Genomic DNA, 24,723 nt, shown 5'->3' with positions numbered 1-24,723 from the left:
AGAAAAGAAAAAAAACCCCCCGTTTGAATCAAATCAACACTGGAAATAATAGGAATGATCCAGTTGATTTGAAAGGGGAATGAAGGATGAAGCAGATTTTGCTGATTACAGATGGATGTTCGAATGTTGGATCAAGTCCGGTTCTTGCAGCGGCGCATGCCTTGGAGGAGGGCATTACCGTCAATGTGGTCGGAGTAGTGGATTACGGGACCATTGGAGAGCTGGGAAGTCAGGAGATCGATGAGATCGCGAAGGCCGGCGGGGGGATCAGCCGTATCGTTGGTACGCCTCATTTGGCCAAGACGATGCAGATGATGACACGCAAAACGGTGGTTCAGACAATTGAGCTGGCGGTTAATAAAGAGCTGAAGCAAATTTTAGGCAAGGGGACATTAACGGAGCTGCCACCGCAACAGCGTGCGGAGGTTGTGAAGGTAATGGACAACTTGAGTGAAACGACTCCCTTGCAGGTCGCGCTCTTAATTGATGCTAGTGCGAGCATGAAGCCCAAGCTTCCTGCTGTTGAGGAAGGAATCCGTGATTTAATGCTGAGCCTTCAAGCGCGTGAAGGCATTAGTCAGATTTCTGTATTTCATTTTCCGGGAAAGCATGGGGGCGAGGATGCCGTCAATGATATCCCTTGGACGAACGATGTTCATGCCCTACGCTCGATGTTTAACAGACTCCAGATGAGGGGAGCAACCCCGACAGGACCCGCAATATTAAAGGTGATGGATTATTACCGTTATGGTACACTAAACGAACACGAGCTTATATCTTATGATCAAGGGACTAAAGAAGGGATGCTGGGTGACTATGCCGCTGGATCCTGATTTTTCTCCTGGAACGGTGGTAACCGGCAAATGGAAACAGGGCAAGTATGTTATCCTGAGAACGCTGGGTAAGGGAGCAAACGGGATCGTTTATTTGGTTCAGCGTGAACCGGGTGGAGGCCGGTATGCGTTGAAGATGGGCTTTAATGGAGTAGACTTGCAGTCAGAAGTTAATGTCCTGACATCGCTCGAAGGTCAGTATTCACAAGCTGGACATAAGTCGGCTTCCTATCTTAAGGAAGTGGATGATTACCGGATTGATGGTATCGATATTCCTTTCTATGTGATGAAATATGTTCGAGGAGAACCTATCCATCATTTTATTCAGAAGCATGGCTCGGACTGGATTACGATTACGGGACTCAGGCTGCTGAAGAAGCTGGCCGAGCTGCATCGCCTGGGTTATATCTTCTGTGATCTAAAGCCGCAAAATGTACTCGTCACCCGGTATGGGGAAGTTGAGCTCATTGATTACGGCGGAGTAAGTCCAGTTGGACGCAGTGTCAAGCAGTTTACAGAATGGTATGATAGAGGATACTGGAACGCGGGAAGCCGTGTGGCGGATCCTGAATATGATGTATTTTCCTTTGCACTTCTGCTCATTCATCTCTTGGAGGGAGATGAGTTACAGCAGCTTGCCGGAGAAGGTCTCCCCCAATTGCGGGGAATGGGTCCACTGTCTGCACTCATTCAGCGCAGCGAGAGGCTCTCTCCATATAAAAGCTGGCTTGCACCAGCGGTTCAAGGGAAATTTGAAAATGCAGAGATCGCATTTCTGCATTGGAAGAAGCATGTGTATGGACCGGTTAAACGGCAAAGAGAGTCCAGATCTGAGCCCGCTCCTAGATGGTTAATTCCATCGTTTGCATTATCTGCTCTAATCATGGCCGGAGCGATTATGTTCCTGCTCCGCTGATGGTTTAGAGGTACATAGGCTAACCTTGATTGATAGAAAGAAGGAGCAGCATGGAAGGACGCAACAAGCTGAGCAAGACGGCACTTCAGGTGCTAGAAACGGCAGAGGCTTTTGGTTTATGGCAGCCGGGTTACCGGATCGTGGTCGCAGTATCCGGAGGGGCGGATTCTGTGGCTCTTTTACATATCCTGAACCAAATCTCGCAATACCACACACCGCTTACTCTGATCTGTGCTCATGTTCATCATGGTTTTCGGAGAGAGTCTGATCAGGAAGCAGAGATGGTGCGGGAATTTGCCGAGTCTCTAATGATTCCGTTCGAGATGACAAGGGTAAATATACCGCAGTATGTCGAAGACAGCGGAAGGAATGCTCAGGATGCTTCACGTGAGAAGCGATATGAATTTCTTCATCAGATCGCTGCCCAATATAATGCGGATAGTATTGCTCTGGCGCATCATGCCGATGATCAGGCGGAGACAGTACTGCTTCATTTACTAAGAGGGAGCGGTCCTTCGGGACTCACCGGAATAAAATTAAACGTTTTGAAAAAACGTGGAACTTATTCGACCTTGTCTACGTATTAACAAGACGGACTTGGCTCATCATTGTGAACAATATGATCTGCCCTATGTTATTGACAGCAGCAATATGAGTACGAAGTACAGAAGAAATGCGATTAGACTGGATGTACTTCCTTTTTTGGGGCAATATAATGGTCAGTTTACAGAGTCACTGAATCGCTTGGCTGAGGTCATGAGTGTTGAAGATGATTATATGGATACCATCTCCCGGCAGACGTATTCCGAAATGGTTCAAAATTCAGAGGGCAGCCTGTCTTTTAAAGTGACTGATTTTAAGGAGCTACATGTCGCTTTACAACGGAGGTTGATTAAATTAATATTAAATTATCTGCCTTCGAACGATGATTTTGTTGATTTTTCGAGGATTGAAACCATTCGCAGAGGTGCGGTTCAGCATGAGCCCACAACGTGGAGCCACGATATTGGCCAAGGAATTGTTTGCATTCGGGAATATGATAATATCATTTTTTCTACCCAGAGGTCTTCTGTATCAGAGCATTATAATTACCAGTTGGATTTCTTGGATGGAGACGCTCAATTGGATCTTACTGAGATTGGCACAAGACTTCATTTATCCTGTCTGGACAATGGGTTCAGGCCGGTTTCTGCTAGTGAAGCGCTGTTTGATGCGAATACATTCATATGGCCGCTTACGATTCGTTCGCGATTGCCTGGAGATACCATGAAAGTGATGGGATTAAACGGAAGCAAAAAGGTTAAAGATATTTTTATAGATGCCAAAATTCCGCCGTCCCTGCGTTCTCGTATTCCCGTAATATGCGATGGTGCCGGAAACATCATCTGGATTCCGGGCGTACGTCGCTCGATTCATTTCCCGGTAAGTGAAGATTCTACGTCCATCATTCGAATGCTGGTGGAGGAACTTTAGTGGGCCCGAGTGACAGTAATGGTGCAGGTAAGACTTTCATAGTATAACTTAGGAGGTTCGCGACGTTGCAGAACGATATTCAAGAAGTATTGATTAGTGAAGAAGAGCTTCAGAGCAAGATTAAGGAATTGGGAGAAATCCTGAGCAAGGAATATGCAGATCGCAATCCTTTAGTTATTTGTGTACTTAAAGGCGCGTTTATATTTATGGCTGATTTGGTGAAGAACATTACTGTTCCAGTTGAAATGGACTTTATGGCTGTTTCAAGCTATGGAGCTTCGACCAAGTCGTCAGGCGTTGTCAAAATCATTAAAGATCTCGACGCGAGCGTTGAGAACCGAGACGTCCTCATTGTGGAGGACATCATTGACAGCGGTCTTACACTGACTCACTTAATTGATCTTCTGCAGCGCAGAGGAGCCAAGTCAACGACAGTGGTAACCTTGTTTGACAAACCTTCAGGCCGAAAAGTCAATCTGGAGGCTGACTACACAGGCTTTGTGCTGCCTGATGCATTTGTAGTCGGATACGGTTTGGATTATGCAGAGAAATACCGGAACCTCCCCTACATCGGGATTTTGAAACCGGAAATTTACACTAGCTGATATCCCAGCCATTAAGTAAGGATAACGTTCCTCCCTTTGTTGAGAAGGGCAGAATGGCTATGTTAAAATAACTTAAGTGTCTTGAGAGGAGGTAGGGGATGAATCGGTTCATCCGGAATTCTGGCTTTTATTTAATTTTATTTTTAGTAGTGGTCGGTATCTACCAGGTAATTAATGGTGGAAATGAAGCGGCTGATACCCCTAAATACAATCAGTTTCGGCAGGAGTTATCCGCTAACAACGTAAAGAATCTGAGCCTCCAATTTGACGGTTACACATATCGTGTAACAGGTCAATATAATGAAGTAGCTGAAGGGGAACCAGAAAATTTCATTACGTATATCCCTTACACTGAGACTGCTGTACAGGAAATCGTTGAGGCCAGCGAGACCAATGGCTTTGAACTTGAGCAACAACCGATGAAGGGTGACAGCATTTGGCTGACACTGCTAACATCGTTTATCCCTCTTATTTTGATGTTTGTCCTGTTCTTCTTCCTGTTCAATCAGGCACAGGGCGGCGGCGGCAAAGTGATGAACTTTGGCAAGAGCCGTGCACGTCTGTATAACGAAGAGAAGAAGAAGGTTACTTTTGAGGATGTCGCAGGAGCTGATGAAGAGAAGCAGGAGCTTGTCGAAGTCGTAGAGTTCTTGAAGGATCCTCGTAAATTTGCGGCAGTTGGCGCAAGAATACCAAAAGGGGTTCTGCTTAACGGTCCTCCGGGAACAGGTAAAACGCTTCTTGCTCGTGCAGTTGCAGGAGAAGCAGGCGTACCGTTCTTCAGTATTTCGGGTTCTGACTTCGTCGAAATGTTCGTCGGTGTCGGTGCATCCCGTGTACGTGACTTGTTTGAGAATGCGAAGAAGAATGCACCATGTATCATCTTCATTGACGAGATCGATGCGGTAGGTCGTCAGCGCGGTGCCGGACTCGGCGGCGGTCATGACGAGCGTGAGCAAACGCTCAACCAGTTGCTCGTTGAAATGGACGGCTTTGGTGCAAATGAAGGTATTATCATTATTGCTGCGACGAACCGTCAAGATATTCTTGACCCAGCCCTTCTCCGCCCAGGACGTTTTGACCGTCAAATTACGGTAGACCGTCCGGACGTTAAAGGCCGTGAAGCAGTTCTGAAAGTACATGCGCGCAACAAACCACTTACGAAAGACGTTAAGATGGACGTTATTGCGAAGCGTACGACCGGGTTTACCGGTGCAGACCTGGAGAACCTGCTGAATGAAGCAGCACTTCTGGCTGCAAGACGTAATCGTAAAGACATTTCCATGCGTGAGATGGATGAAGCGATTGACCGTGTCATTGTTGGTACAGAGAAGAAGAGTCGTGTAGTCAGCGATCGCGAGAAGCGCATTGTCGCTTATCACGAAGCGGGCCATACGATTGTCGGATATTTCTTGGAGCATGCCGATATGGTTCATAAAGTAACGATCGTCCCACGTGGACGTGCAGGCGGATATGTTATCATGATGCCTAAAGAAGATCGTATGCTTGCTACGAAGCCAGAGCTGCTTGACCGGATTACTGGTTTGCTCGGCGGACGTGCTGCAGAGGAAATCTTTATCGGTGAAATCGGAACCGGTGCATACAGTGACTTCCAACAAGCGACAGGCATTGTACGCAGCATGGTTATGGAGTATGGTATGAGTGAGAAGCTCGGACCGCTTCAATTTGGTAACTCTCAAGGACAAGTCTTCTTGGGACGCGATTTTGGACACGAGCCTAACTATAGTGATGCGATTGCCCATGAAATCGACCAAGAGATGAGACGCATGATCACAGAATGCTATGAGCAAGCTAAAGAATTGCTTAACAAGTATTCCAAGGAAGTGCATCTGATTGCTGAAACTCTTCTTGAGAGAGAAACGCTTGATCTTGAAGACATTAAGCAGTTGATTGAGAAAGGTGCCATTACTGACAAGGGTTCTGACTCATCCGGAGGCTCTTCCGAGAGCGGCGAGCCTGTCATCGATAATGTTGGTGATGTGCGTGTCCGCATTCAAGGTAAAGAGAACAACGGATCTCAGCCTGGTGATATTTCCAATGATGGTCCGAGTCAGACAGAGCCTGACACAACATCATCTAACCCAGAGTCTGGGGATACAAATTCACCGGATCACAACAAACCAACGACGTAATGAATGAGTCATAAAAGAGATTAAACCGGAGAACGCACGAGCGTTCTCCGGTTTTTTTGATTTAACATGGACATTGACCCGTAATTTGCGACAATTTTGTGAATTGACACATAGAGGAACCTTCTGTAAATTAGGTGTAAACCTGAATCAGCTTCATTGCCTCAGAAATTCAAGTGAGAATGAAATTGATCCACCGATGGTATTCGTATGTCGTACTTTGTGAATCGAATAACAAGCGATGGCATCACAAAGGTGAAAGCGGTTTTTTATCTATTGCTTATATAAGGGAGAGGGTCTTCAAGTGGAAGCATTAGCATTAGAGCGTAAGGCAGAAATGAATCGTGAACTGAAGGAACGTATTAAGGTGTTGAAGAAAGAGCGCAATGCAATTATTTTGGCACACTATTATCAGCGTGATGAAATTCAGGAGGTAGCTGACTTTCGGGGTGATTCATTCCTGCTTGCTCAGAAGGCAGCACAGACTGATGCCGATGTTATTGTGTTCTGCGGTGTTCACTTCATGGGAGAGAGCGCGAAGATTCTGGCACCGGACAAGAAAGTCATTATTCCGGATGAAAGAGCCGGCTGTCCCATGGCTGACATGGTAAATGTGGATGGATTGCGCAAGCTGAAAGCACAGCATCCGAATGCGAAGGTGGTTACATATATAAACTCCTCGGCCGAGATTAAGGCAGAGACAGATATATGCTGTACTTCTTCCAATGCGGTTAAAGTCATTCAATCCTTGGATGCAGAAGAAATTATATGGGTTCCTGATAAAAATCTGGGCCATTATGTACAGCAGCATACAGACAAGAAGATGATCATCTGGGAAGGCTATTGCAACACTCACGACATGCTGACTGTAAAGGATGTCGTTGAAATGCGTGCCAAATATCCGAATGCGGAGTTTGTTGTTCATCCAGAATGCCGTCCAGAAGTCGTTGAGATGGGTGATTTTGTGGGAAGTACGACAGCTATTTTGGAATATTGCAGAGATTCAGAATGCAAAGAATTTATTGTAGGTACGGAAGACGGAACAGGGTATCAGCTTCGAGTGGATAGTCCGGATAAGGAATTCCACTTTGCAACGAAGTTCTTGGTCTGCCCGAATATGAAGGTGAACAATCTCAAGAAGCTGGCGAAGGCACTTGAAACCATGAAGCCTGAGATTTATGTGCCGCAGGATGTGGCCGATCGGGCTCGTTTGTCCCTTGAGCGTATGTTGCAGGTGAAATAATTCACTATGTTTTCAGCAGTCTACTTTTTATAAAGAGACAGGAGATAGCAAACGATGATTCCTTCTTACTTGGTTAATTTCGATTTGAATGAACTGCCTCGTATGGAAACCGATATTCTGATTATTGGCTCAGGCATTGCCGGACTTTACACAGCGATTGAAGCGAGCAGAGATCATCAGGTTCTTATGATTACGAAGAAAACACTCCTTGAGAGCAATACAAGGTATGCACAAGGAGGCATTGCAGCCGTTACGTCTGAGGATGACTCACCGGCCTATCATATGCAGGATACATTAACTGCAGGAGCGGGATTATGTCGCAGCGAAGCAGTGGAGGTACTCGTCAGTGAAGGGCCGGACCGGGTACAGGAGCTTATTCAGCTGGGTACGGCGTTTGATATTGAGAACGGCGCGCTTGCTTTGACACAGGAGGGCGCTCACAGTCATCGCCGGATATTACATGCCAATGGGGATGCGACAGGGTATGAAATTGTAAGGGCTCTGGCTAAAGAAGCAGCAGATCATCCGTCGATTAACGTATGGGATGAGCATTTTGTAATCGATCTAATTACAGAAGCTGGAGAGTGTATCGGCGCGCTTGTCCAGGCTGCAAATGGTCAGCGTACGTTCGTGCGAGCAGATGCCGTTGTTCTCTGTTCCGGTGGAGCAGGTCAGCTGTATCGTTATACAACGAACCCTGAGGTGGCTACGGCAGACGGTGTAGCTATGGCCTACCGGGCAGGAGCTGAGATTCGGGATATGGAGTTCATCCAGTTCCATCCGACATCATTATGTTATCCCGAGGCGCCTAGATTTTTGATCTCAGAGGCTGTACGAGGAGAAGGGGCTGTGCTGCGGAATATCCATGGGGATCGGTTCATGGAGCGCTATCATCCTCAGCTGGAGCTTGCACCAAGAGATGTCGTTGCTCGTGCCATCGTCAGCGAGATGGAAGACACTCATGCAACGCATGTCTATCTGGATATTACACATGAGACGCCAGAACTCATTAAGCGCCGTTTTCCAACGATCTATGAGACTTGTATGAGCTATGGTCTTGATATGACAGCAGACTGGATTCCTGTAGCACCAGCGGCTCATTATATGATGGGCGGTGTAAAGACCGACCTGCACGGAGAGAGCAGCATCCCTCGACTATTCGCATGCGGCGAAGTATCCTCAACCGGGGTGCATGGAGCTAACCGACTGGCGAGTAACTCCTTGTCTGAGGCGATCGTATTTGGCAAACGTATTGTGGATCGAATTAGACAGCTGCCTGACACCAAGCACCATACCTCTGTACTTCGCGTTCAGCGTGAGCTTACCGCGGGTGCTTCGGAATCTGTACATGTACGGAGGCTGGCTCTGCAGAAGGTAATGGTTAGACGAGTAGGGCTGCGCCGAACCGAATCGGGATTGTTAAAGGGTAAAATCCTGCTGGAGCAGGAACGCTCTATTTTTAATACAAAGCTTGATAAGCAGGAAGAATACGAATTCGCAAATTTGCTGACTTGTGCACTGCTGGTTACAGAGGGGGCCTTATACCGCCAGGAAAGCCGTGGAGCCCATTATCGTGAGGATTATCCCGTAAGAAATGATCATCGTTGGCAGATGCATACGGTTCAGCAGCGAGATCGGGACATTGTGGAGGAAGTAAGTCATGCTTAATGGATATAATGAAGTATTGAAGGAATCAATTAAAGGGTGGCTGCAGGAGGATGTGGGTGCAGGTGACGTCACTTCCATGATGACCATCCCGGCAGGACATAAGTCCAAGGCTGTCATTCACGCCAAGGATGAAGGGATCGTTGCCGGAATTACAGTCGCTGAGCTTGTATTTCAAATTGTAGATCCTGAGCTCACGTTTAAGGCTTGCGTCCAGGATGGCGATGCAGTGACGAAGGGAACGATCCTAGCAGAAGTGGAAGGAAGCACGCACCGTCTTCTGACGGGAGAACGGCTGGCTCTGAATTTGCTGCAGAGAATGTCCGGTATTGCGACAAGAACTCGTACCTATGTGAATGCCCTGGATGGACTCAGCACAAGGCTGGTCGATACGCGGAAAACAACACCGGGTCATCGTCTGCTTGAGAAATATGCAGTCCGGGTTGGCGGCGGTCATAATCACCGGTTTGGACTGTACGATGCGGTTATGATCAAAGATAATCACATCAAGGGAGCAGGCGGGATCATAGAGGCCGTCCAACGTGCAAGAGCAGCGATCCCCCATACCATGACGATTGAGGTCGAAGTCGAGTCGCTTGAACAGCTGGACGAAGCCTTGGAAGCAGGTGCTGACATCATTATGCTGGACAATATGGACCTCATGATGATGCGTGAAGCAACTCAGCGTATCCACAGCCGGTCACCTCATGTTAAAATAGAGGCTTCGGGCAATGTTTCGCTTGCTACGATTCGTGGTATTGCTGAGACGGGAGTGGATATTATTTCAGTCGGCAGACTAACCTACTCTTTTGAAAGCCTGGATATCAGTTTAGATCTGAATGAAAAGAAAGGAGGATAATCCTCTTTGATTCTTGTCGTAGATGTAGGAAACAGCAATATTGTACTCGGTATTTACAAGAAGAAGGAGCTTCTTCACCATTTTCGCATAAGTACCTCCAGGCAGTCGACTGTAGATGAGTATGGAGTCATGATCCATAACTTGTTTCAGATGTCAGGCATCTCTGCTTCCGATATAGAAGGCGTGATTATCTCTTCTGTTGTCCCGCCGCTCGTGAATGTGCTGGAGGAGATGTGCATCAAATATGTAGGCAAAAAACCGCTGCTGGTAGGGCCGGGTATTAAGACAGGGCTTAATCTCCGTTATGAGAACCCGCGCGAGGTTGGTGCAGATCGTATCGTAAATGCCGTAGCGGCTATCGATCGTTATCAATGTCCGCTGGTTGTTGTCGATTTCGGTACAGCCACTACCTTTGATTGTATTGATGCAGAAGGTAATTACTTGGGAGGAGCCATCGTTCCAGGCATTGGAATCTCTACAGAGGCCCTGTATCAGCGTGCATCCAAGCTGCCTCGGATTGAACTGGAGAAGCCCAAGAAAGTGATTGGGCGCAACACTGTTCATGCGATGCAGGCCGGAATTATATTCGGCTATGCCGGTCAGGTGGATGGAATCGTTGAGCGGATCAAGGACGAGATGAAGGCTGAGCCCAAAGTCATTGCAACAGGAGGGCTGGCAGAGCTGATCGCAAGTGAGACCAGAACGATTGAAGAGGTATCTCCCATGCTCACTCTGGAAGGGCTTCGAATTATATATGAAAGAAACAAGGGATGATTATACCTGTTCTCTATAAAAAGATAATGGAAGAGGCAAGAGCTTAGCTGCCTTTATTCCATTATCTTTTTCGATTACAATAAAGAAATAACGAAGCATGATTATATTGACATCATTGCATGATAAACATACAGGGCAGCCAAGTACTGGCTGCCTGTCTTGTGAGACAATGGTCATTGTCTAATCAAGATTATAGAAGCTATAAGTATGCAGCTTTTAGGATTATGCATAATTGGAGTCATTCTTTTTAGGATATATCTAATATTAAGGAGGCATTTATACAGCTATGGACAACAACAAGAAAGACTATCTGGTACGTGGAACCGCATTGGGAGGACGCGTACGCGCCTTTGCGGTCAGCACAACCCAACTGGTTGACGAGCTTCGCAGAAGACATGATACTTTTCCAGTCGTAACGGCAGCCCTAGGGCGCACAGTAACTGCTGCGGCAATGATGGGTGCCATGCTTAAGGGTGAAGAAAAGCTAACCGTACAAGTTAAGGGTGACGGCCCTGTCGGGCAGATCGTTGCCGATGCCAATGCGAAGGGAGAAGTTCGCGGCTACGTAAATGAACCCCATATTCACTTGCCAAGCAACAGTATGGGCAAACTCGATGTGGCTGGAGCGGTCGGCACTACAGGCTACATTCATGTAATCAAGGACCTTGGACTGAAGGAGCCTTACCGCGGCAGTATTCCGATTGTTTCCGGCGAGCTTGCTGAAGACTTTACGTATTATTTTGCAACTTCAGAGCAGACACCGTCTGCCGTGGGTCTTGGTGTACTTGTGGATACCGATAACTCGGTCATCGTTGCGGGCGGTTTTATTATCCAGCTGCTGCCGGGGTTAAACGATGACGAGATTACAGAGATTGAGAACTCCCTTGGTTCGCTGCCTCCTGTAACCACTCTGCTTGAGCAAGGTTTAGAAGTAGAGGACATGCTGCGCCGGATCTTGCCGGATGTGGAAATTCGGGATCAGATGGATATTGAGTTCAAATGCCAGTGTTCTCGTGAGCGTGTTGAGCAGACACTGATTTCCTTGGGAGAGGAAGAGCTGACAAACTTGATTGAGGAAGGCAAGGCAGAGGTTGTATGTCACTTCTGTAATGAAGCTTATCAATTTGAGAAAGAGGACCTGGAAGCAATACTTGAGCAAGCCAAAAGCTAATCCGTTATGGGGTAGATGAGATGGGATGAGGAAACAGGAAAAAGGACTGTGGGTAACCGTTGTTGTCCTGACCGCTTCCGTTGTAATGATGGGTACTTTCATCCTTCAGGGAATGAACACGGCTTCTGATGAAGCCGATTCCCAGATGCAGGATCAGGAGGAGACTGTAGCCCGGATTGCCGGACAGGATGTATCAGAGGAAGAATGGGTGAACTTGCTCAAGGCAAGATACGGGAAGAACATGCTTAATGAGATGCTGAATCGCCGTGCGGTTTTGGAAGAAGCCAAAGAGAAGGGATTAACGATAACTGAGGCAGAGGTAGAAGCTGAACTGGAAGAGACGATGGAAGGCTACACTTCTGAGGAAGCTTACTATAAGGAGATGCTCACTCAATTCGGTCTTAGCATAGATGACTTAAAGGCAGAAGCTACCTATCACATCCTACTCGAAAAAATCGCAACTGCTGGGATCGAAGTCAGCGAAGCAGAAGTTGAGCAGTACTATGAAGAGCATCTGGACAGCTATACCCCAAGCAGACAGCTCGACCTCTCCATGATTCAGGTGAATGATGCAGAGACCGCGGAGCAGGTTATATCACGGCTGGAGCAGGGGGAGAGCTTTGAAGCGCTGGCCCAGGAGCTGTCGACCGATGAATATAGCAAGGATACAAACGGTAGGCTTGGACTGATTGATGAGGATGATCCTTTTCAGCCTGAGGCCATGATGGGGGTTGCTAAGGAACTGGATATCGGGGAGGCAGCTGGTCCTATTCTCATAGATGACGCTTATATTATTATCCGTCTGAACGATATAAACGAAGAGAACACGTTGACCCGTGAGCAGGCAATGGAGGAGATTCGCCGAATGCTTGCTCTTAATGAAGCGGGTCCGCTCTCTGAGGTGGAGAAGTCGCTTCGGGATAAACACGGAGCAGAGATTATCGTAGAACTGGATAAGGCATCATAGTCCGAGTTTAATAAGAATGATGATCTGGTTATAAAATACTTTGACAACCGGCTAAAGACCCAAGTCAAAGTATTTTTTTTGAGCAATATTGACAAGTGCAGCTAAGGTTGATAAGATTAACTTTGAAATACCTACTGATTTACTCGGAATATAAATAATTTTTATCAATCTTCTATGAATTCTTTATAAATTCGGATTCATGGCACGCTATTCCAGACTAACCTGGTCAACAGTGTGGCTGCCCGAATTAATAATCTAACAACCAAGAAGCAGCAGCATTCTTCATATTTCATCTATCTCAAGGAGGTCAATTATCATGGCTAAAGTTGTTAACAACGTTACTGAACTGATCGGAGACACACCCCTTGTGCGTCTAAATCGCGTCGTGCCTGAGGGAAGCGCAGAAATTTATGTTAAGCTCGAATACCAGAACCCAGGTGCGAGTGTTAAAGACCGTATCGCAATCAGCATGGTAGAAGAGGCTGAGAAGCAAGGGCGAATTAAACCAGGTGACGCTATTGTTGAAGCAACAAGCGGTAACACAGGTATTGGCCTCGCAATGGTGGCAGCGGCAAAGGGCTATCGTGTAATTATTGTTATGCCTGAAACGATGAGCTTGGAGCGCCGCAACCTGCTTCGCGCATATGGCGCAGAGCTTGTGCTGACACCAGGGTCGGAAGGAATGAACGGTGCTGTTAAGAAGGCAGAGGAGATCGTTCAAGAGAATCCGAACTACTTCATGGCAGAACAGTTTAAGAACCAAGCGAACGTGAAGATTCACCGTGAAACGACTGGACCTGAGATCGTGGAAGCCATCGGTTCCATCGGCGGAACACTGGATGCATTCGTTGCAGGAATCGGTACTGGCGGAACGATTACAGGTGCGGGTGAAGTGCTGAAGCAAGAGTACCCGGACATCAAGATCGTAGCTGTTGAGCCCGCAGCCTCCCCGATCCTTGCTGGAGGAACGCCTGGACCTCACAAAATTCAAGGAATTGGTGCAAACTTCATTCCTGAAATTCTGAATCGGGACATCTATGATGAAATCGTTCATATCGAGAACGATGATGCCTTTGAAACGGCACGCCAAGTAGCTAAAGAAGAGGGTATTCTTGCGGGGATCTCCTCTGGTGCAGCCATTCGTGCAGCTCTTCAAGTAGCTAAGCAGCTTGGAGCTGGCAAACGTGTAGTTGCCATCGTACCTAGTAATGGTGAGCGTTACTTGAGCACACCGCTGTACAACTTCGAAGGCTAATCGCAAGCTGAACTTCGAATCATACAACTTTCCCCACTTCCTAGGTTATGCTAAGAAGTGAGGCAGACTGTAGACAAACTGTTTCACTCAGTTTGCCTGCAGTCTTTTTTTATTTCCGTCTTCACTTCACCATGGATGCTCTGAAATTGAAGATGGATGCAATGCGGCTCTTTTCAAAAAGCAGCACGCTCTAGTATACTTACAAACAATAGATCAGGCGGCTGGAGGATATAGATTTACATGAATAAAGTATTAACGACATATGATCACTGGCAGGCCTGGAGCAAGGGCGATTGGACTGTGCTTCCTTATGTTATCAGCAAGCCTTTTCCTGGGGACGATAGAGTGGGCTCATGGAAGCCCGCTTGGGAACAGGCTTCTCCATACGCTTTTGTATTAGAGAGCGGCAAAGACGGCAGGTACACTTATCTAGGCCTTGATCCTGTATCTGTTATTACAGGCAAAGGGAATAGAGCGCAGATCGAGGATTTAAGATTTGGAACAGGTAAAGAGCTTACGACAAGAACGCTGGAAGGAGCTCCTCTCCCAATACTTGAAGAGTGGCTGAGTCCTTATACTGCTCCGCGTGTAGAAGGGATGCCCCCTTTCTCTGGCGGTATTGTCGGCTACTTGAGCTATGACATAGCTCGCTCGCTTGAGAAGCTGCCTGTAATAGCGAAAGACGATCCTGAGCTCCCTGATTATATGTGGATGCGGTTTGATGAAGTGTGGATGATAGATCATGAACGCAAGATGCTCTTCAGTGCCGTTTATGTACTTAAACAGGTGGAGCTTTCTCTTGAAGAGCAATTTCAACAAGCTGAACTCCGTGCTGAACGAATGATGGTAAGAGCTGAGCAGATCATTGAAGCGGCAGGCGGCTTGAAATACAGGCTTGAGCTGGAGCACCGGCTTGATCGGATTAAGCTGGCGGCAGAGCAGGGAGATGCTTCTATTGACGTTACGACAGACTGGGAATCCTCCTTTGCCCAGGCGGCATTTGAGCAGGCGGTCCGCAAAGTCCAGGATTATATCAGCCAAGGCGATGTATTTCAGGTGAATTTGTCTCTACGCCAGCAGAAGGAGCTTCACACCTCTCCGGAGGATGTATATGAGTGGCTCCGCGTGCTCAACCCATCTCCGTATATGGGGTATGTGCGTACTCCGGAATTCGAGCTGGTGAGTGGTTCTCCGGAGCTCTTGGTCAAGCTTGATCACGGACAAGTGGTAGCAAGGCCGATTGCAGGTACAAGACGAAGAGGAACCACACCGGAAGAAGATAAGCAAATGGCAAGTGAGCTGCTGCATACGGAGAAGGAACGGGCCGAGCATATCATGCTTGTTGACTTAGAAAGAAACGATATCGGACGTGTTGCGCAGTACGGTACGGTCCGGGTCCCTGAATTAATGACGATTGAGTATTACTCCCATGTCATGCATCTTGTATCTCAAGTCGAAGGAACGATTGCGGATGGTAAAAATGCCTTCGATGTCATCGCTGCTGCATTTCCAGGAGGGACGATTACCGGTGCTCCGAAGGTTCGTACAATGGAGATCATAGAGGAGCTGGAGCCTGTCAGACGAGGGCCCTATACCGGTTCGATCGGCTGGATTGGATACGATGGAGATATGGAGCTGAACATCGTAATCAGGACCTTGACGGTAAGAGATGGAATAGGTTACATTCAGGCCGGGGCTGGAATTGTTATTGATTCTGATCCTTATCGGGAGTACCGGGAATCGAAGAACAAAGCACGCGCCGTGATGAAAGCTGTACAATACAGTGAAGAAGCTGGATCTATGCATACGAGTTAAAAGCATAGGTGCAAACAGTCACACCTATAGGAACATACACACTAATGTGATGTACCGTTTCTAACGTGAGTCGCATTTGCTCTACAAGTGCTTAGTTGAGAAGAGATTAGAGGAGGTTACTTAGATTATGATTCTAGTTATTGATAATTACGATTCTTTTACGTATAACCTCGTACAGTATTTAGGTGAGCTAGGTGAGGAAATTGAGGTTCGTCGTAATGACGAGATAGACCTGGAAGGAATTGAGGCGCTTGCGCCTGATCATATATTGATCTCGCCCGGACCCTGCACGCCGAATGAGGCGGGAATCAGTTTGGAAGTGCTGACACACTTTAAAGGAAAAATTCCGATCTTTGGCGTATGTCTCGGTCATCAGGCGATTGGTCAAGCGTTTGGCGGGAACGTCATTAGAGCAGAGAGACTCATGCATGGCAAAACGTCTCCAATTCTTCATGGTGGACAATCGGTATTTGAAGGCCTGCCGGTACCATTCACGGCAACGAGATATCACTCCCTCCTGGTGGAGCGTGAGAGCCTGCCAGACTGCTTGGAGATCACAGCAGAGACAGAAGAGGGCGAGATCATGGGTCTAAGACATAAAGAGTATCCCATTGAAGGTGTCCAGTTCCATCCTGAATCCATCGTTACGGATTATGGGCATCAGATGCTGCGTAATTTCCTGAAGATAAAGAAGCAGGCTTAAGATGAAATATACAATGGTGAACGGTCAGTTGACCGAATTGAAACAAGCCGCGATCCCTGTAATGGATCACGGCTTCTTGTATGGCATCGGCTTGTTCGAGACCTTTCGTACGTATCAAGGCAAGCCCTCTATCTTGAGGCGGCATATGGAACGAATGGCTGCAGGCTGTGCTGAGCTGGGCATACCTTTTGCAGCAGATTCAGAAGAGCTTGAGCGATGGATTGTTAGACTGCTGGCTGCGAATGGGCTGGAGGAAGCTTATATTCGGTATACAGTATCTGCAGGAGAGGAGCTGCTCGGACTCCCAGCTGGCAATTATTCTGAGCCGAATCATATTGTATTTGCCAAACCCTTGCCTGCCATGTCTGATGAATGGTATGAGAAGGGCAAGGCGCTTCAGCTGCTGCGAACGAGACGAAATACCCCAGAGGGGCTTGTTCGATTTAAATCGCTGCATTACATGAATAATATTCTAGCGAAGCGGGAGCTTATGCAGTATGCACAGGCTGTTCAGCGGCAAGCTGAGGGATTAATGCTGACACCGGAGGGATATTTGGCCGAAGGCATGGTCAGCAATCTCTTTTTTGTGAAGGATGGGATGGTGTTCACGCCAGAATTATCGACAGGCATCCTGCCGGGTATAACAAGAGAAGTTGTGCTTGAAGTGTGTAAAGAACAGCAGATCCCAGCTGCTGAGGGCCTATATACCTGGGAGGCGCTGAGGGATGCAGACGAAATTTTTATGACCAGCTCTATTCAGGAATTAGTTCCAATCACTACAATTCTGGACGTGCCGACAGGCGAGGACTCTGCGGTGGAGATATCACAAGGACGAATGGGTCCGATTACGAGAGAGCTGTTACATCTATATCGAATAAAGGCAGGTCGGAGAGATGCTACAACCTAGAATTTATAAGCGTACTTATCAAAAGGGTGAAATGACGCTTACCCTTGGTGAAAGAACACTCATTATGGGCATAGTTAATGTAACGCCGGATTCCTTCTCCGATGGCGGTCAGTTCTACGACGTAGAACGAGCGGTAACCCATGCACTGGAGTTGTATGGGCAGGGAGCAGACATGATAGACATCGGCGGTGAATCTACACGTCCGGGTCATACGGTGATCAGCGATGAGGAGGAAATTACGCGGGTTGTGCCTGTAATTAAGGCGATCTCAGAGCGTGCACCTCACATTCCCATTTCCATTGATACATACAAGTCAGAGGTGGCACGGGCTGCATTAGAAGCAGGCGCACATATCATTAATGATATTTGGGGCTGCAAGGCGGATCCGCATATGGCGGAGCTGGCTAAGGAAAAGGCATGTCCTATCATTTTAATGCATAACCGGGACAACACGGATTACAGTGATTTTGTAAGTGACGCCCTACGAGATGTGCAGGAGAGCATTGATTTGGCGTTGGCAGCCGGAGTAGATAAGAACCATATCATTTTGGATCCTGGAATTGGTTTTGCCAAATCGTACGAACAAAATCTGCTCATGATGGCGTCCCTTGGCGACCTGGCGAACCTAGGTTATCCGGTATTGCTTGCAACCTCACGCAAAAGATTTATCCGCAATACCTTGAACCTCCCTGTAGACGATCTGGTGGAGGGAACAGCTGCGACAGTTGCCTTCGGTATTGCCCAAGGCTCGCAAATGGTGCGTGTGCATGATGTAGCCAAGATCAAACGGACGGTCGATATGTGTGACGCTATGCTGTATCAAACGTTGAAGGAGATGAAGTAATGGATAAAATGAAGCTGCACCGGATGGAGTATTTCGGATATCATGGAGTTTTTGAAGAAGAGCGTAAGCTGGGTCAGCGCTTCTATATTGATCTTGAGCTGGATCTTGATCTGCAGGAGGCAGGAAGCACGGATGATCTGAACAAAACGATCAACTATGCGGAGATCCATGCACAGGTGAAGGATATTGTTGAGAATCAGTCGTTCCAATTAATTGAAGCTTTAGGCGAAAATATTGCATCTTCGCTCCTTGCGACTTATACTAATGTCAATGCGCTTATTGTCAAAGTAACGAAGCCGCATCCTCCATTTGACATTCATTTTGGAGGAGTCACTATAGAACTTCATCGCACTAGGAAAGTGGGATAACGATTCATGAACGCACACCAGACCTCTGATCCGTCAGAGGCTTATATTGCTTTAGGGGCTAATTTGGGCGATCGGGAAGCTACTCTGCTGTCTGCCATTCAGCTGCTGCATGAGCAGGATCATGTGAAGGTGCTCAGATGCTCCGATCTATACGAGACAGAACCTGTCGGGTACGTGGACCAGCCTTCCTTTATTAATATGGCGATTGCTGTAGAGACCTCACTGTCACCGGACGAGCTGCTTGTCCTCATGCTGGATATTGAGCACCGTCTTGGGAGAGTCCGGGATATCAGATGGGGACCGAGAACTGTGGATCTTGATCTGTTGTGGTATGAAGGCACAGAGATGAATACGGAGCAGCTCGTACTGCCGCATCCAAGGATGGCGGAGCGTGCTTTTGTGCTGGTACCTTTGTCAGATGTAGTGAGCACGAAGTCAGGTCCTATATATACTTTTGTACAAACAGCTCTTGAGAGTCTGGATGAAAGGGATGGAATACAACGGTGGAAAACATGCACCTGGCCAGACGCATCCGCGCTTTCCGAAAGTTAAAAGGCTTTACACAGCAAACTTTAGCAGAACAATCAGGGATTTCTCTCGCGATGCTGGGGATGTTCGAACGGGGCACCCGGAAGCCAACGGATGAACAGCTTGCAGTCATTGCTGAAGCGCTCGAAATTACGATTGCGGAGCTTCAGAGGTAGCCATCCTTTTTTTGAATAAATTAACGTAATGGATGTTTCAAAATCAATAAATATAACCATTCTAGAACAATAGGAAGAAAGGGGGGGTTCGTTTCATGCTGAAAATAGCAGATATTGAAATGAAGAACCAGGTTGTGCTTGCGCCGATGGCTGGAGTAAGTAACCCGGCGTTTCGTTTGATTGCCAAAGAATTTGGCGCAGGGCTCGTATGTGCGGAGATGGTTAGTGACAAAGGAATACTGAACGGAAACAAGCGTACACGGGAAATGCTTTTTGTTGATGAACGGGAAAAGCCGCTTAGCCTGCAGATTTTTGGTGGAGACCGTGATTCGTTAGTCGGTGCAGCGAAGATTGTTGATCAAGAAACAAATGCTGACATTATCGACATCAATATGGGCTGTCCTGCTCCAAAAATCAACAAAAGTGATGCGGGAGCTAAATGGCTGCTCGATCCAAATAAGATCTATGAGATGGTATCTGCCGTTGTAGATGCTGTCGCGAAGCCGGTAACGGTTAAAATGCGGATCGGCTGGGATCATGATCATGTATATGCTGTGGAGAATGCGCGTGCTGTGGAGAGCGCGGGAGGCAAAGCCATTGCGCTGCACGGCAGAACGAGAGAGCAGTTGTATACCGGATATGCAGACTGGGACATTATAAAGGAAGTTAAGGAATCGGTATCCATTCCGATTATTGGCAACGGAGATATCTCCTCACCTGAAGAGGCCAAGCGCAGACTGGAGGAATCTGGCGTTGATGGCGTCATGATCGGCCGTGCTGCACTCGGGAACCCCTGGATGCTGTACCGGACGATTGAATATCTGGAGAAAGGCATTCTTCCTCCCGATCCTGATCCGGAGGAGAAGATCCGTATTGCTATTTTGCATATGGACCGCCTTATAGCGCTCAAAGGAGAACATGTGGCTGTCCGCGAGATGCGCAAGCATCTGTCCTGGTACCTGAAGGGGCTGAAAGGCTCTGCTCGCATTAAAGATGCGATTATGGAAGGGACAAAGCGTGACGAAATGGTATCCGTTTTGACGAATTTCCTCGAGCAGCTGCCTCAAAACGACGAGAATGAGAAGGCCATCGAGGCAGAAGTGGTCAATGCAGACTGTGCTTGTTAAACAATTCTTAATTTTTATGTTTGTTTCCAACAATCTCTAAGGGGCGACATTGACTTTTGAATACCGTTAACCTATAATTTTTTGGTATAAATTCGGCAAGAAGCTTTTTAATGAAACTTTACATCAAGAGAACAAGGTGTTCTGTTTTCTGAAGATTTGCATATTGTTTTTACAGGTAATTGAAATGGTTTTACATTATTCCCATGACAGGAGAATCGGTTGAGATGAGCGATAAAGAAGTCATTCTTACACAGGAAGGGCTCAAGAAGCTGGAAGATGAACTTGAGAACCTCAAATCCGTTAAGCGCCGCGAAGTTGCCGAACGGATCAAAGTAGCAATCGGATACGGCGACATTAGCGAGAACTCCGAGTACGAAGATGCCAAGAATGAACAAGCCTTCATCGAGGGCCGTGTTATTACTTTGGAGAAAATGCTTCGTAATGCACGTATTATCAACAGTGACGAAATCGACACAGATACGGTAGGTATTGGAGCAACCGTTTCGGTTGAAGATCTCGAATTCGGTGATGTTGTTGAATATACGATTGTCGGAACAGCGGAATCCAACCCGCTGCAGAATAAAATCTCGAATGAAAGTCCGGTGGGCAAGGCGATCCTTGGCAAGAAAAAAGGAACCGTTGTTGATGTTAACGTCCCAGCGGGCGTCATCCAGTATAAAATCGTGGATATCAAGAAGTAATACCATGTTTTCGGGATAAGGATTAGAAGCTTCCCTTGGGGAAGCTTTTTTTCAGTATCGGCGTGCGTTTCCTATAAACGCATACATATCATTTAAGGGAGTTGAGCAAGGCAATGACGGATGAAACAATGAACCCGGAAGTAGAATTGAGCGAGCTTCTTCAGATTAGACGTGCCAAATTGGACGAGCTTCGTGGACTGGGTATCGATCCATTTGGCAAGAAATATGTTCGCAACAGCGAAGCAGGAGCCATTCTGGGTCAATATAATGATCTTACAAAAGAAGAGCTGGATGAGAAAAACGTAGAAGTAACGGTGGCAGGCCGGATTATGGCCAAACGGACGATGGGTAAAGCGAGCTTTGCGCATATTCAGGACTTGAGCGGACGTATTCAAATCTATGTGCGTAAGGACACGGTTTCCGAGACGCAGTGGGATGCATTCACCATCCTTGATCTTGGCGATATTATTGGTGTCAAAGGCGTAGTCTTCAAGACCAAAACAGGTGAGACGTCAATTAAAGTTACAGAGCTTGATGTGCTCTCGAAGTCGCTATATCCGCTTCCAGACAAATATCAAGGTCTTAAAGATGTAGAGCTGCGCTATCGCCAGCGTTATGTAGACCTCATTATGAATCAGGATGTACAGCAAACGTTCATTACACGTTCAAGAATCATTCAATCCATGCGTCGTTACCTGGATTCTCTTGGATACTTGGAAGTGGAAACGCCGACCCTTCATGCCATCGCAGGCGGAGCGGCAGCGCGTCCGTTCATCACGCATCATAATGCCTTGGATATGGAGCTCTATATGCGTATCGCAATTGAGCTTCATTTGAAACGACTCATTGTGGGTGGTATGGAGAAAGTATACGAGATCGGCCGTGTTTATCGGAATGAAGGCGTGTCGACCCGTCACAACCCAGAGTTCACAATGATTGAGCTGTATGAAGCTTATGCTGATTATCAGGATATCATGGAGCTTACAGAGAACATGATCGCACATATTGCCCAAGAAGTACTGGGTACGCAAGTGATCAACTATCAAGGACATGAAGTAGACCTTACTCCAAAATGGCGCCGTGTATCCATGGTGGATGCCGTTAAGGAAGTGAAGGGAGTAGACTTCAGTGTGCAAATGACGAATGAAGAAGCGCATCAGCTGGCAAAAGAGCATAAGGTTCCGGTAGAGCCTCACATGACATTTGGCCATATTCTTAATGCCTTCTTTGAGGAGTTTGTTGAGGAAACGTTGATTCAGCCCACATTTGTATACGGACATCCTGTAGAGATCTCGCCACTTGCGAAGAAGAACGAAGAGGATCCGCGCTTTACGGATCGCTTCGAGCTGTTTATCGTAGCGCGTGAGCATGCGAATGCCTTCAGCGAGCTGAATGATCCGATTGATCAGCGTCAGCGCTTTGAAGCACAGCTTCTAGAGAAAGAACAGGGTAACGATGAAGCACACGAGATGGATGATGACTTTATCCGCGCACTGGAGTATGGTATGCCGCCTACAGGGGGACTGGGTATCGGTATTGACCGCCTTGTTATGCTGCTGGCGAATGCACCGTCTATACGGGACGTACTGCTCTTCCCGCATATGCGTCCGCGTGCATTGGATTAATCGAACGTAGCGTGAGCTGTAGTTACTGCTTGATCGCAGCAACGGAGAATTGTTATTTTAATGAAGTACAACAGTCAGAGGAACAACCGAGCGAATACAGCTTCAGTTGTTCCTCTTTTATTAAGTCATGAATGCATGCTGCAACAAGAAAGGCGAGATCCGTTTTGAAAAAGACAGGGATAACTAAAAAATTTGCTTCCCCGCCATTCATACTCGTTGCCGGGATTCTTGCGATCATAGCCGTAGGCACGGTTCTGTTAATGCTGCCTATCGCCAATGAGAACGGGCAAGTCCTCAATTTCGTGGATGCCCTATTTACAGCGACATCTGCGGCCTGTGTAACGGGTCTTATTGTTGTGGATGTGGGGTCCACCTTCACCTTATTCGGCGAGATCGTCATTATGGTGCTGATGCAGCTTGGCGGTTTGGGCTTTATGACCATTGCCACACTGATTGCCCTTCTATTCGGCCGCAGATTGTCTTTAAAAGACCGATTGCTTCTGAAAGAAGCGATTAATGCAGATACGATGGAAGGAGTCGTGCGTATTATACGCAAAGTGCTGATCTTCTCCTTCTCCATTGAAGGTATTGCTGCAATCATTTTCACGATTCGTTGGGCAGTAGAGATGCCGTTTGGCCAGGCCTTTTATTATGGTGTATTTCACTCGGTATCCTTGTTTAACAACGGTGGGTTTGATTTGTTCGGAAACAGCTTTATGAATTACACAGGAGATTGGCTCTTTAATGTGGTAGCCTCCGTACTTGTTATTTCTGGTGGTTTGGGTTTTGTTGTACTCAATGACTTGTTTGAGTTTCCTAAGAAGCGTTCACTGTCCTTACATTCAAAAATGGTGCTATCCGTTTCGGGATTTCTTATTGGTATAGGTGCACTTGTCCTATTTATATTCGAGTTTACTAATACAAAGACGTTGGGATCACTGGATTTTGCTCATAAAGTATATGCATCGTTCTTTCAATCGGTATCTACCCGCTCTTCGGGTACAAGTACAATAGACATGACGGAACTTCGTTCAGCTACACAGTTTTTCTTTATTCTGCTTATGTTTATCGGTGCTTCTCCAGGCTCGACGGGCGGCGGTATCAAGACCACAACCTTCTTCATTATGATGGGTGCCATTATAGCCATGGTTCGTGGTCAAAAAGATATCGTGTTCTTTAGACATCGCATAGCTCAGGACTTGGTAATGAGAGCAATGACGATCATTATTATCACACTCGGGATATACATGGTGGTTGTCCTGCTGCTGCTTACAACAGAGGATGCGCCATTCCTTTCTATTATGTTTGAAGCGGCATCGGCGGTTGGTACGGTGGGGCTGTCTGTAGGTCTTACGCCAGAGCTGACCGTATGGGGAAAATTGATTATAACCGTAACCATGTTTATAGGTCGGATCGGCCCGCTTACAATCGCATATGCAGTACGTCCTAAGAAAACAAAGAATCTGTATCGTCACCCAGAAGGGCGTATTATTATTGGATAGGAGGATGAGTCGCTGCTTGAGAAGCAGCGACTTTTCTTTTTTAGTAGTAAATTCTAAGACTGCTGAAAACCATGCAACCGTACTCGACAAGAACTATCGTTATCTGTAAAGATAAAACAGCTGCTAATATAAAAAATAGAGAAGTGAAAATTATTTTGAGAAAAGTGTTGCATAAGTTTTATATACATGGTATATTCTAATTCCGGCCAAGAAATAAGCCGTTTCAAACAAAGAACAAGGCAAGTAAGCTTCGATGAGAAGTTGAATAAAACTTTTAAAAAAAGCTTGCATTTCTAAACCGGACATGATATGATATAAAAGTTGCTGACGACGAGAGTTGAAACGCAACGAAGTTGATCTTTGAAAACTGAACAACGAGTGAGCAGAATTTTGCAACTGCAAAATTCTAAACGCAAGGTTATGGTACAAGTCGTCAGACTGTATGATAACCGAGCAAAATAAAGAGAACATTACGTTCTCGTCAGTTTTTCTAAATGAGCTTAATCGCTCTCTTTC

23 protein-coding genes and 1 pseudogene are annotated in these 24,723 nt (G+C 46.8%); 23 read left to right on the top strand and 1 reads right to left on the bottom strand.

What is annotated here, in order from left to right:
- Positions 1–86: 86 nt before the first annotated feature.
- The 23 genes and pseudogenes from TCA2_RS24040 to TCA2_RS23935 all read left to right on the top strand — a co-directional run bounded on the left by TCA2_RS24040 (position 87) and on the right by TCA2_RS23935 (position 24,207).
- Positions 87–833, top strand: a complete 747-nt coding sequence (locus TCA2_RS24040) for a VWA domain-containing protein (RefSeq protein WP_047914145.1) — start codon at positions 87–89, stop codon at positions 831–833.
- A complete protein-coding gene (locus TCA2_RS24035) occupies positions 817–1,749 on the top strand; it encodes a serine/threonine protein kinase (RefSeq protein ID WP_337999940.1) in 933 nt (310 codons plus the stop codon). The genes TCA2_RS24040 and TCA2_RS24035 overlap by 17 nt, the downstream gene beginning before the upstream one ends.
- A gap of 50 nt (positions 1,750–1,799) precedes the next feature.
- Positions 1,800–3,222: pseudogene (gene tilS / locus TCA2_RS28105) on the top strand (tRNA lysidine(34) synthetase TilS).
- A gap of 65 nt (positions 3,223–3,287) precedes the next feature.
- Positions 3,288–3,827 carry a hypoxanthine phosphoribosyltransferase gene (gene hpt, locus TCA2_RS24025; RefSeq protein WP_047914143.1) on the top strand — a complete coding sequence of 180 codons (540 nt, stop codon included), beginning with the start codon at positions 3,288–3,290 and terminating at the stop codon, positions 3,825–3,827.
- Between the two features lie 98 nt (positions 3,828–3,925).
- Positions 3,926–5,980 carry an ATP-dependent zinc metalloprotease FtsH gene (gene ftsH, locus TCA2_RS24020; protein ID WP_047914142.1) on the top strand — a complete coding sequence of 685 codons (2,055 nt, stop codon included), beginning with the start codon at positions 3,926–3,928 and terminating at the stop codon, positions 5,978–5,980.
- Between the two features lie 301 nt (positions 5,981–6,281).
- Complete coding sequence (gene nadA, locus TCA2_RS24015) at positions 6,282–7,220, top strand: quinolinate synthase NadA (RefSeq protein WP_047914141.1); 939 nt, start codon at positions 6,282–6,284, stop codon at positions 7,218–7,220.
- A gap of 54 nt (positions 7,221–7,274) precedes the next feature.
- A complete protein-coding gene (gene nadB / locus TCA2_RS24010; RefSeq protein ID WP_047914140.1) occupies positions 7,275–8,888 on the top strand; it encodes an L-aspartate oxidase in 1,614 nt (537 codons plus the stop codon).
- On the top strand, positions 8,881–9,744 hold the full coding sequence (gene nadC, locus TCA2_RS24005) for a carboxylating nicotinate-nucleotide diphosphorylase (protein WP_047914139.1): 864 nt from the start codon (positions 8,881–8,883) through the stop codon (positions 9,742–9,744). Before nadB ends, nadC begins: the two co-directional genes overlap by 8 nt.
- Positions 9,745–9,750: 6 nt before the next feature.
- On the top strand, positions 9,751–10,518 hold the full coding sequence (locus TCA2_RS24000) for a type III pantothenate kinase (protein WP_047914138.1): 768 nt from the start codon (positions 9,751–9,753) through the stop codon (positions 10,516–10,518).
- 286 nt (positions 10,519–10,804) lie between these two features.
- Positions 10,805–11,689 (top strand): Hsp33 family molecular chaperone HslO, encoded by an 885-nt coding sequence (gene hslO, locus TCA2_RS23995; RefSeq protein WP_047914137.1) that lies wholly within the window; start codon positions 10,805–10,807, stop codon positions 11,687–11,689.
- A gap of 25 nt (positions 11,690–11,714) precedes the next feature.
- Positions 11,715–12,656, top strand: coding sequence for a peptidyl-prolyl cis-trans isomerase (locus tag TCA2_RS23990; protein WP_047914136.1), 942 nt, complete (start codon positions 11,715–11,717; stop codon positions 12,654–12,656).
- 316 nt (positions 12,657–12,972) lie between these two features.
- Positions 12,973–13,911, top strand: a complete 939-nt coding sequence (cysK, locus tag TCA2_RS23985) for a cysteine synthase A (protein WP_047914135.1) — start codon at positions 12,973–12,975, stop codon at positions 13,909–13,911.
- Positions 13,912–14,151: 240 nt separating this feature from the next.
- Complete coding sequence (locus tag TCA2_RS23980; RefSeq protein WP_047914134.1) at positions 14,152–15,726, top strand: anthranilate synthase component I family protein; 1,575 nt, start codon at positions 14,152–14,154, stop codon at positions 15,724–15,726.
- Positions 15,727–15,853: 127 nt separating this feature from the next.
- A complete protein-coding gene (pabA, locus tag TCA2_RS23975) occupies positions 15,854–16,429 on the top strand; it encodes an aminodeoxychorismate/anthranilate synthase component II (RefSeq protein ID WP_047914133.1) in 576 nt (191 codons plus the stop codon).
- A gap of 1 nt (position 16,430) precedes the next feature.
- Positions 16,431–17,336 (top strand): aminotransferase class IV, encoded by a 906-nt coding sequence (locus tag TCA2_RS23970; RefSeq protein ID WP_047914132.1) that lies wholly within the window; start codon positions 16,431–16,433, stop codon positions 17,334–17,336.
- A complete protein-coding gene (gene folP, locus TCA2_RS23965; RefSeq protein WP_047914131.1) occupies positions 17,323–18,180 on the top strand; it encodes a dihydropteroate synthase in 858 nt (285 codons plus the stop codon). Before TCA2_RS23970 ends, folP begins: the two co-directional genes overlap by 14 nt.
- The gene (gene folB, locus TCA2_RS23960) at positions 18,180–18,548 is read left to right on the top strand and encodes a dihydroneopterin aldolase (RefSeq protein WP_047914130.1); all 369 of its coding nucleotides are present in this window, start codon (positions 18,180–18,182) and stop codon (positions 18,546–18,548) included. The genes folP and folB overlap by 1 nt, the downstream gene beginning before the upstream one ends.
- A 6-nt stretch (positions 18,549–18,554) precedes the next feature.
- On the top strand, positions 18,555–19,100 hold the full coding sequence (folK, locus tag TCA2_RS23955) for a 2-amino-4-hydroxy-6-hydroxymethyldihydropteridine diphosphokinase (protein ID WP_047914129.1): 546 nt from the start codon (positions 18,555–18,557) through the stop codon (positions 19,098–19,100).
- A complete protein-coding gene (locus TCA2_RS26820) occupies positions 19,061–19,252 on the top strand; it encodes a helix-turn-helix domain-containing protein (protein ID WP_337999941.1) in 192 nt (63 codons plus the stop codon). The genes folK and TCA2_RS26820 overlap by 40 nt, the downstream gene beginning before the upstream one ends.
- Positions 19,253–19,347: 95 nt before the next feature.
- On the top strand, positions 19,348–20,379 hold the full coding sequence (gene dusB, locus TCA2_RS23950; RefSeq protein ID WP_047914128.1) for a tRNA dihydrouridine synthase DusB: 1,032 nt from the start codon (positions 19,348–19,350) through the stop codon (positions 20,377–20,379).
- A gap of 224 nt (positions 20,380–20,603) precedes the next feature.
- Positions 20,604–21,080 carry a transcription elongation factor GreA gene (greA, locus tag TCA2_RS23945; protein ID WP_047914127.1) on the top strand — a complete coding sequence of 159 codons (477 nt, stop codon included), beginning with the start codon at positions 20,604–20,606 and terminating at the stop codon, positions 21,078–21,080.
- Positions 21,081–21,193: 113 nt separating this feature from the next.
- A complete protein-coding gene (lysS, locus tag TCA2_RS23940) occupies positions 21,194–22,705 on the top strand; it encodes a lysine--tRNA ligase (protein ID WP_047914126.1) in 1,512 nt (503 codons plus the stop codon).
- 164 nt (positions 22,706–22,869) lie between these two features.
- The gene (locus TCA2_RS23935; protein WP_047914125.1) at positions 22,870–24,207 is read left to right on the top strand and encodes a TrkH family potassium uptake protein; all 1,338 of its coding nucleotides are present in this window, start codon (positions 22,870–22,872) and stop codon (positions 24,205–24,207) included.
- A 150-nt stretch (positions 24,208–24,357) separates the two neighbouring features.
- On the opposite strand, the gene TCA2_RS27760 is transcribed toward TCA2_RS23935, so the two are convergent.
- The coding region (locus TCA2_RS27760; RefSeq protein WP_238546504.1) for a hypothetical protein at positions 24,358–24,723 on the bottom strand (366 nt) is incomplete at its 5' end.

This window comes from Paenibacillus sp. TCA20 (genome assembly GCF_000732325.1).
In the GTDB taxonomy this organism is placed as follows: domain Bacteria; phylum Bacillota; class Bacilli; order Paenibacillales; family Paenibacillaceae; genus Paenibacillus; species Paenibacillus urinalis.
Note: the sequence above shows the minus strand (reverse complement) of the source record. Positions and strands in the feature narration are given on the sequence as shown.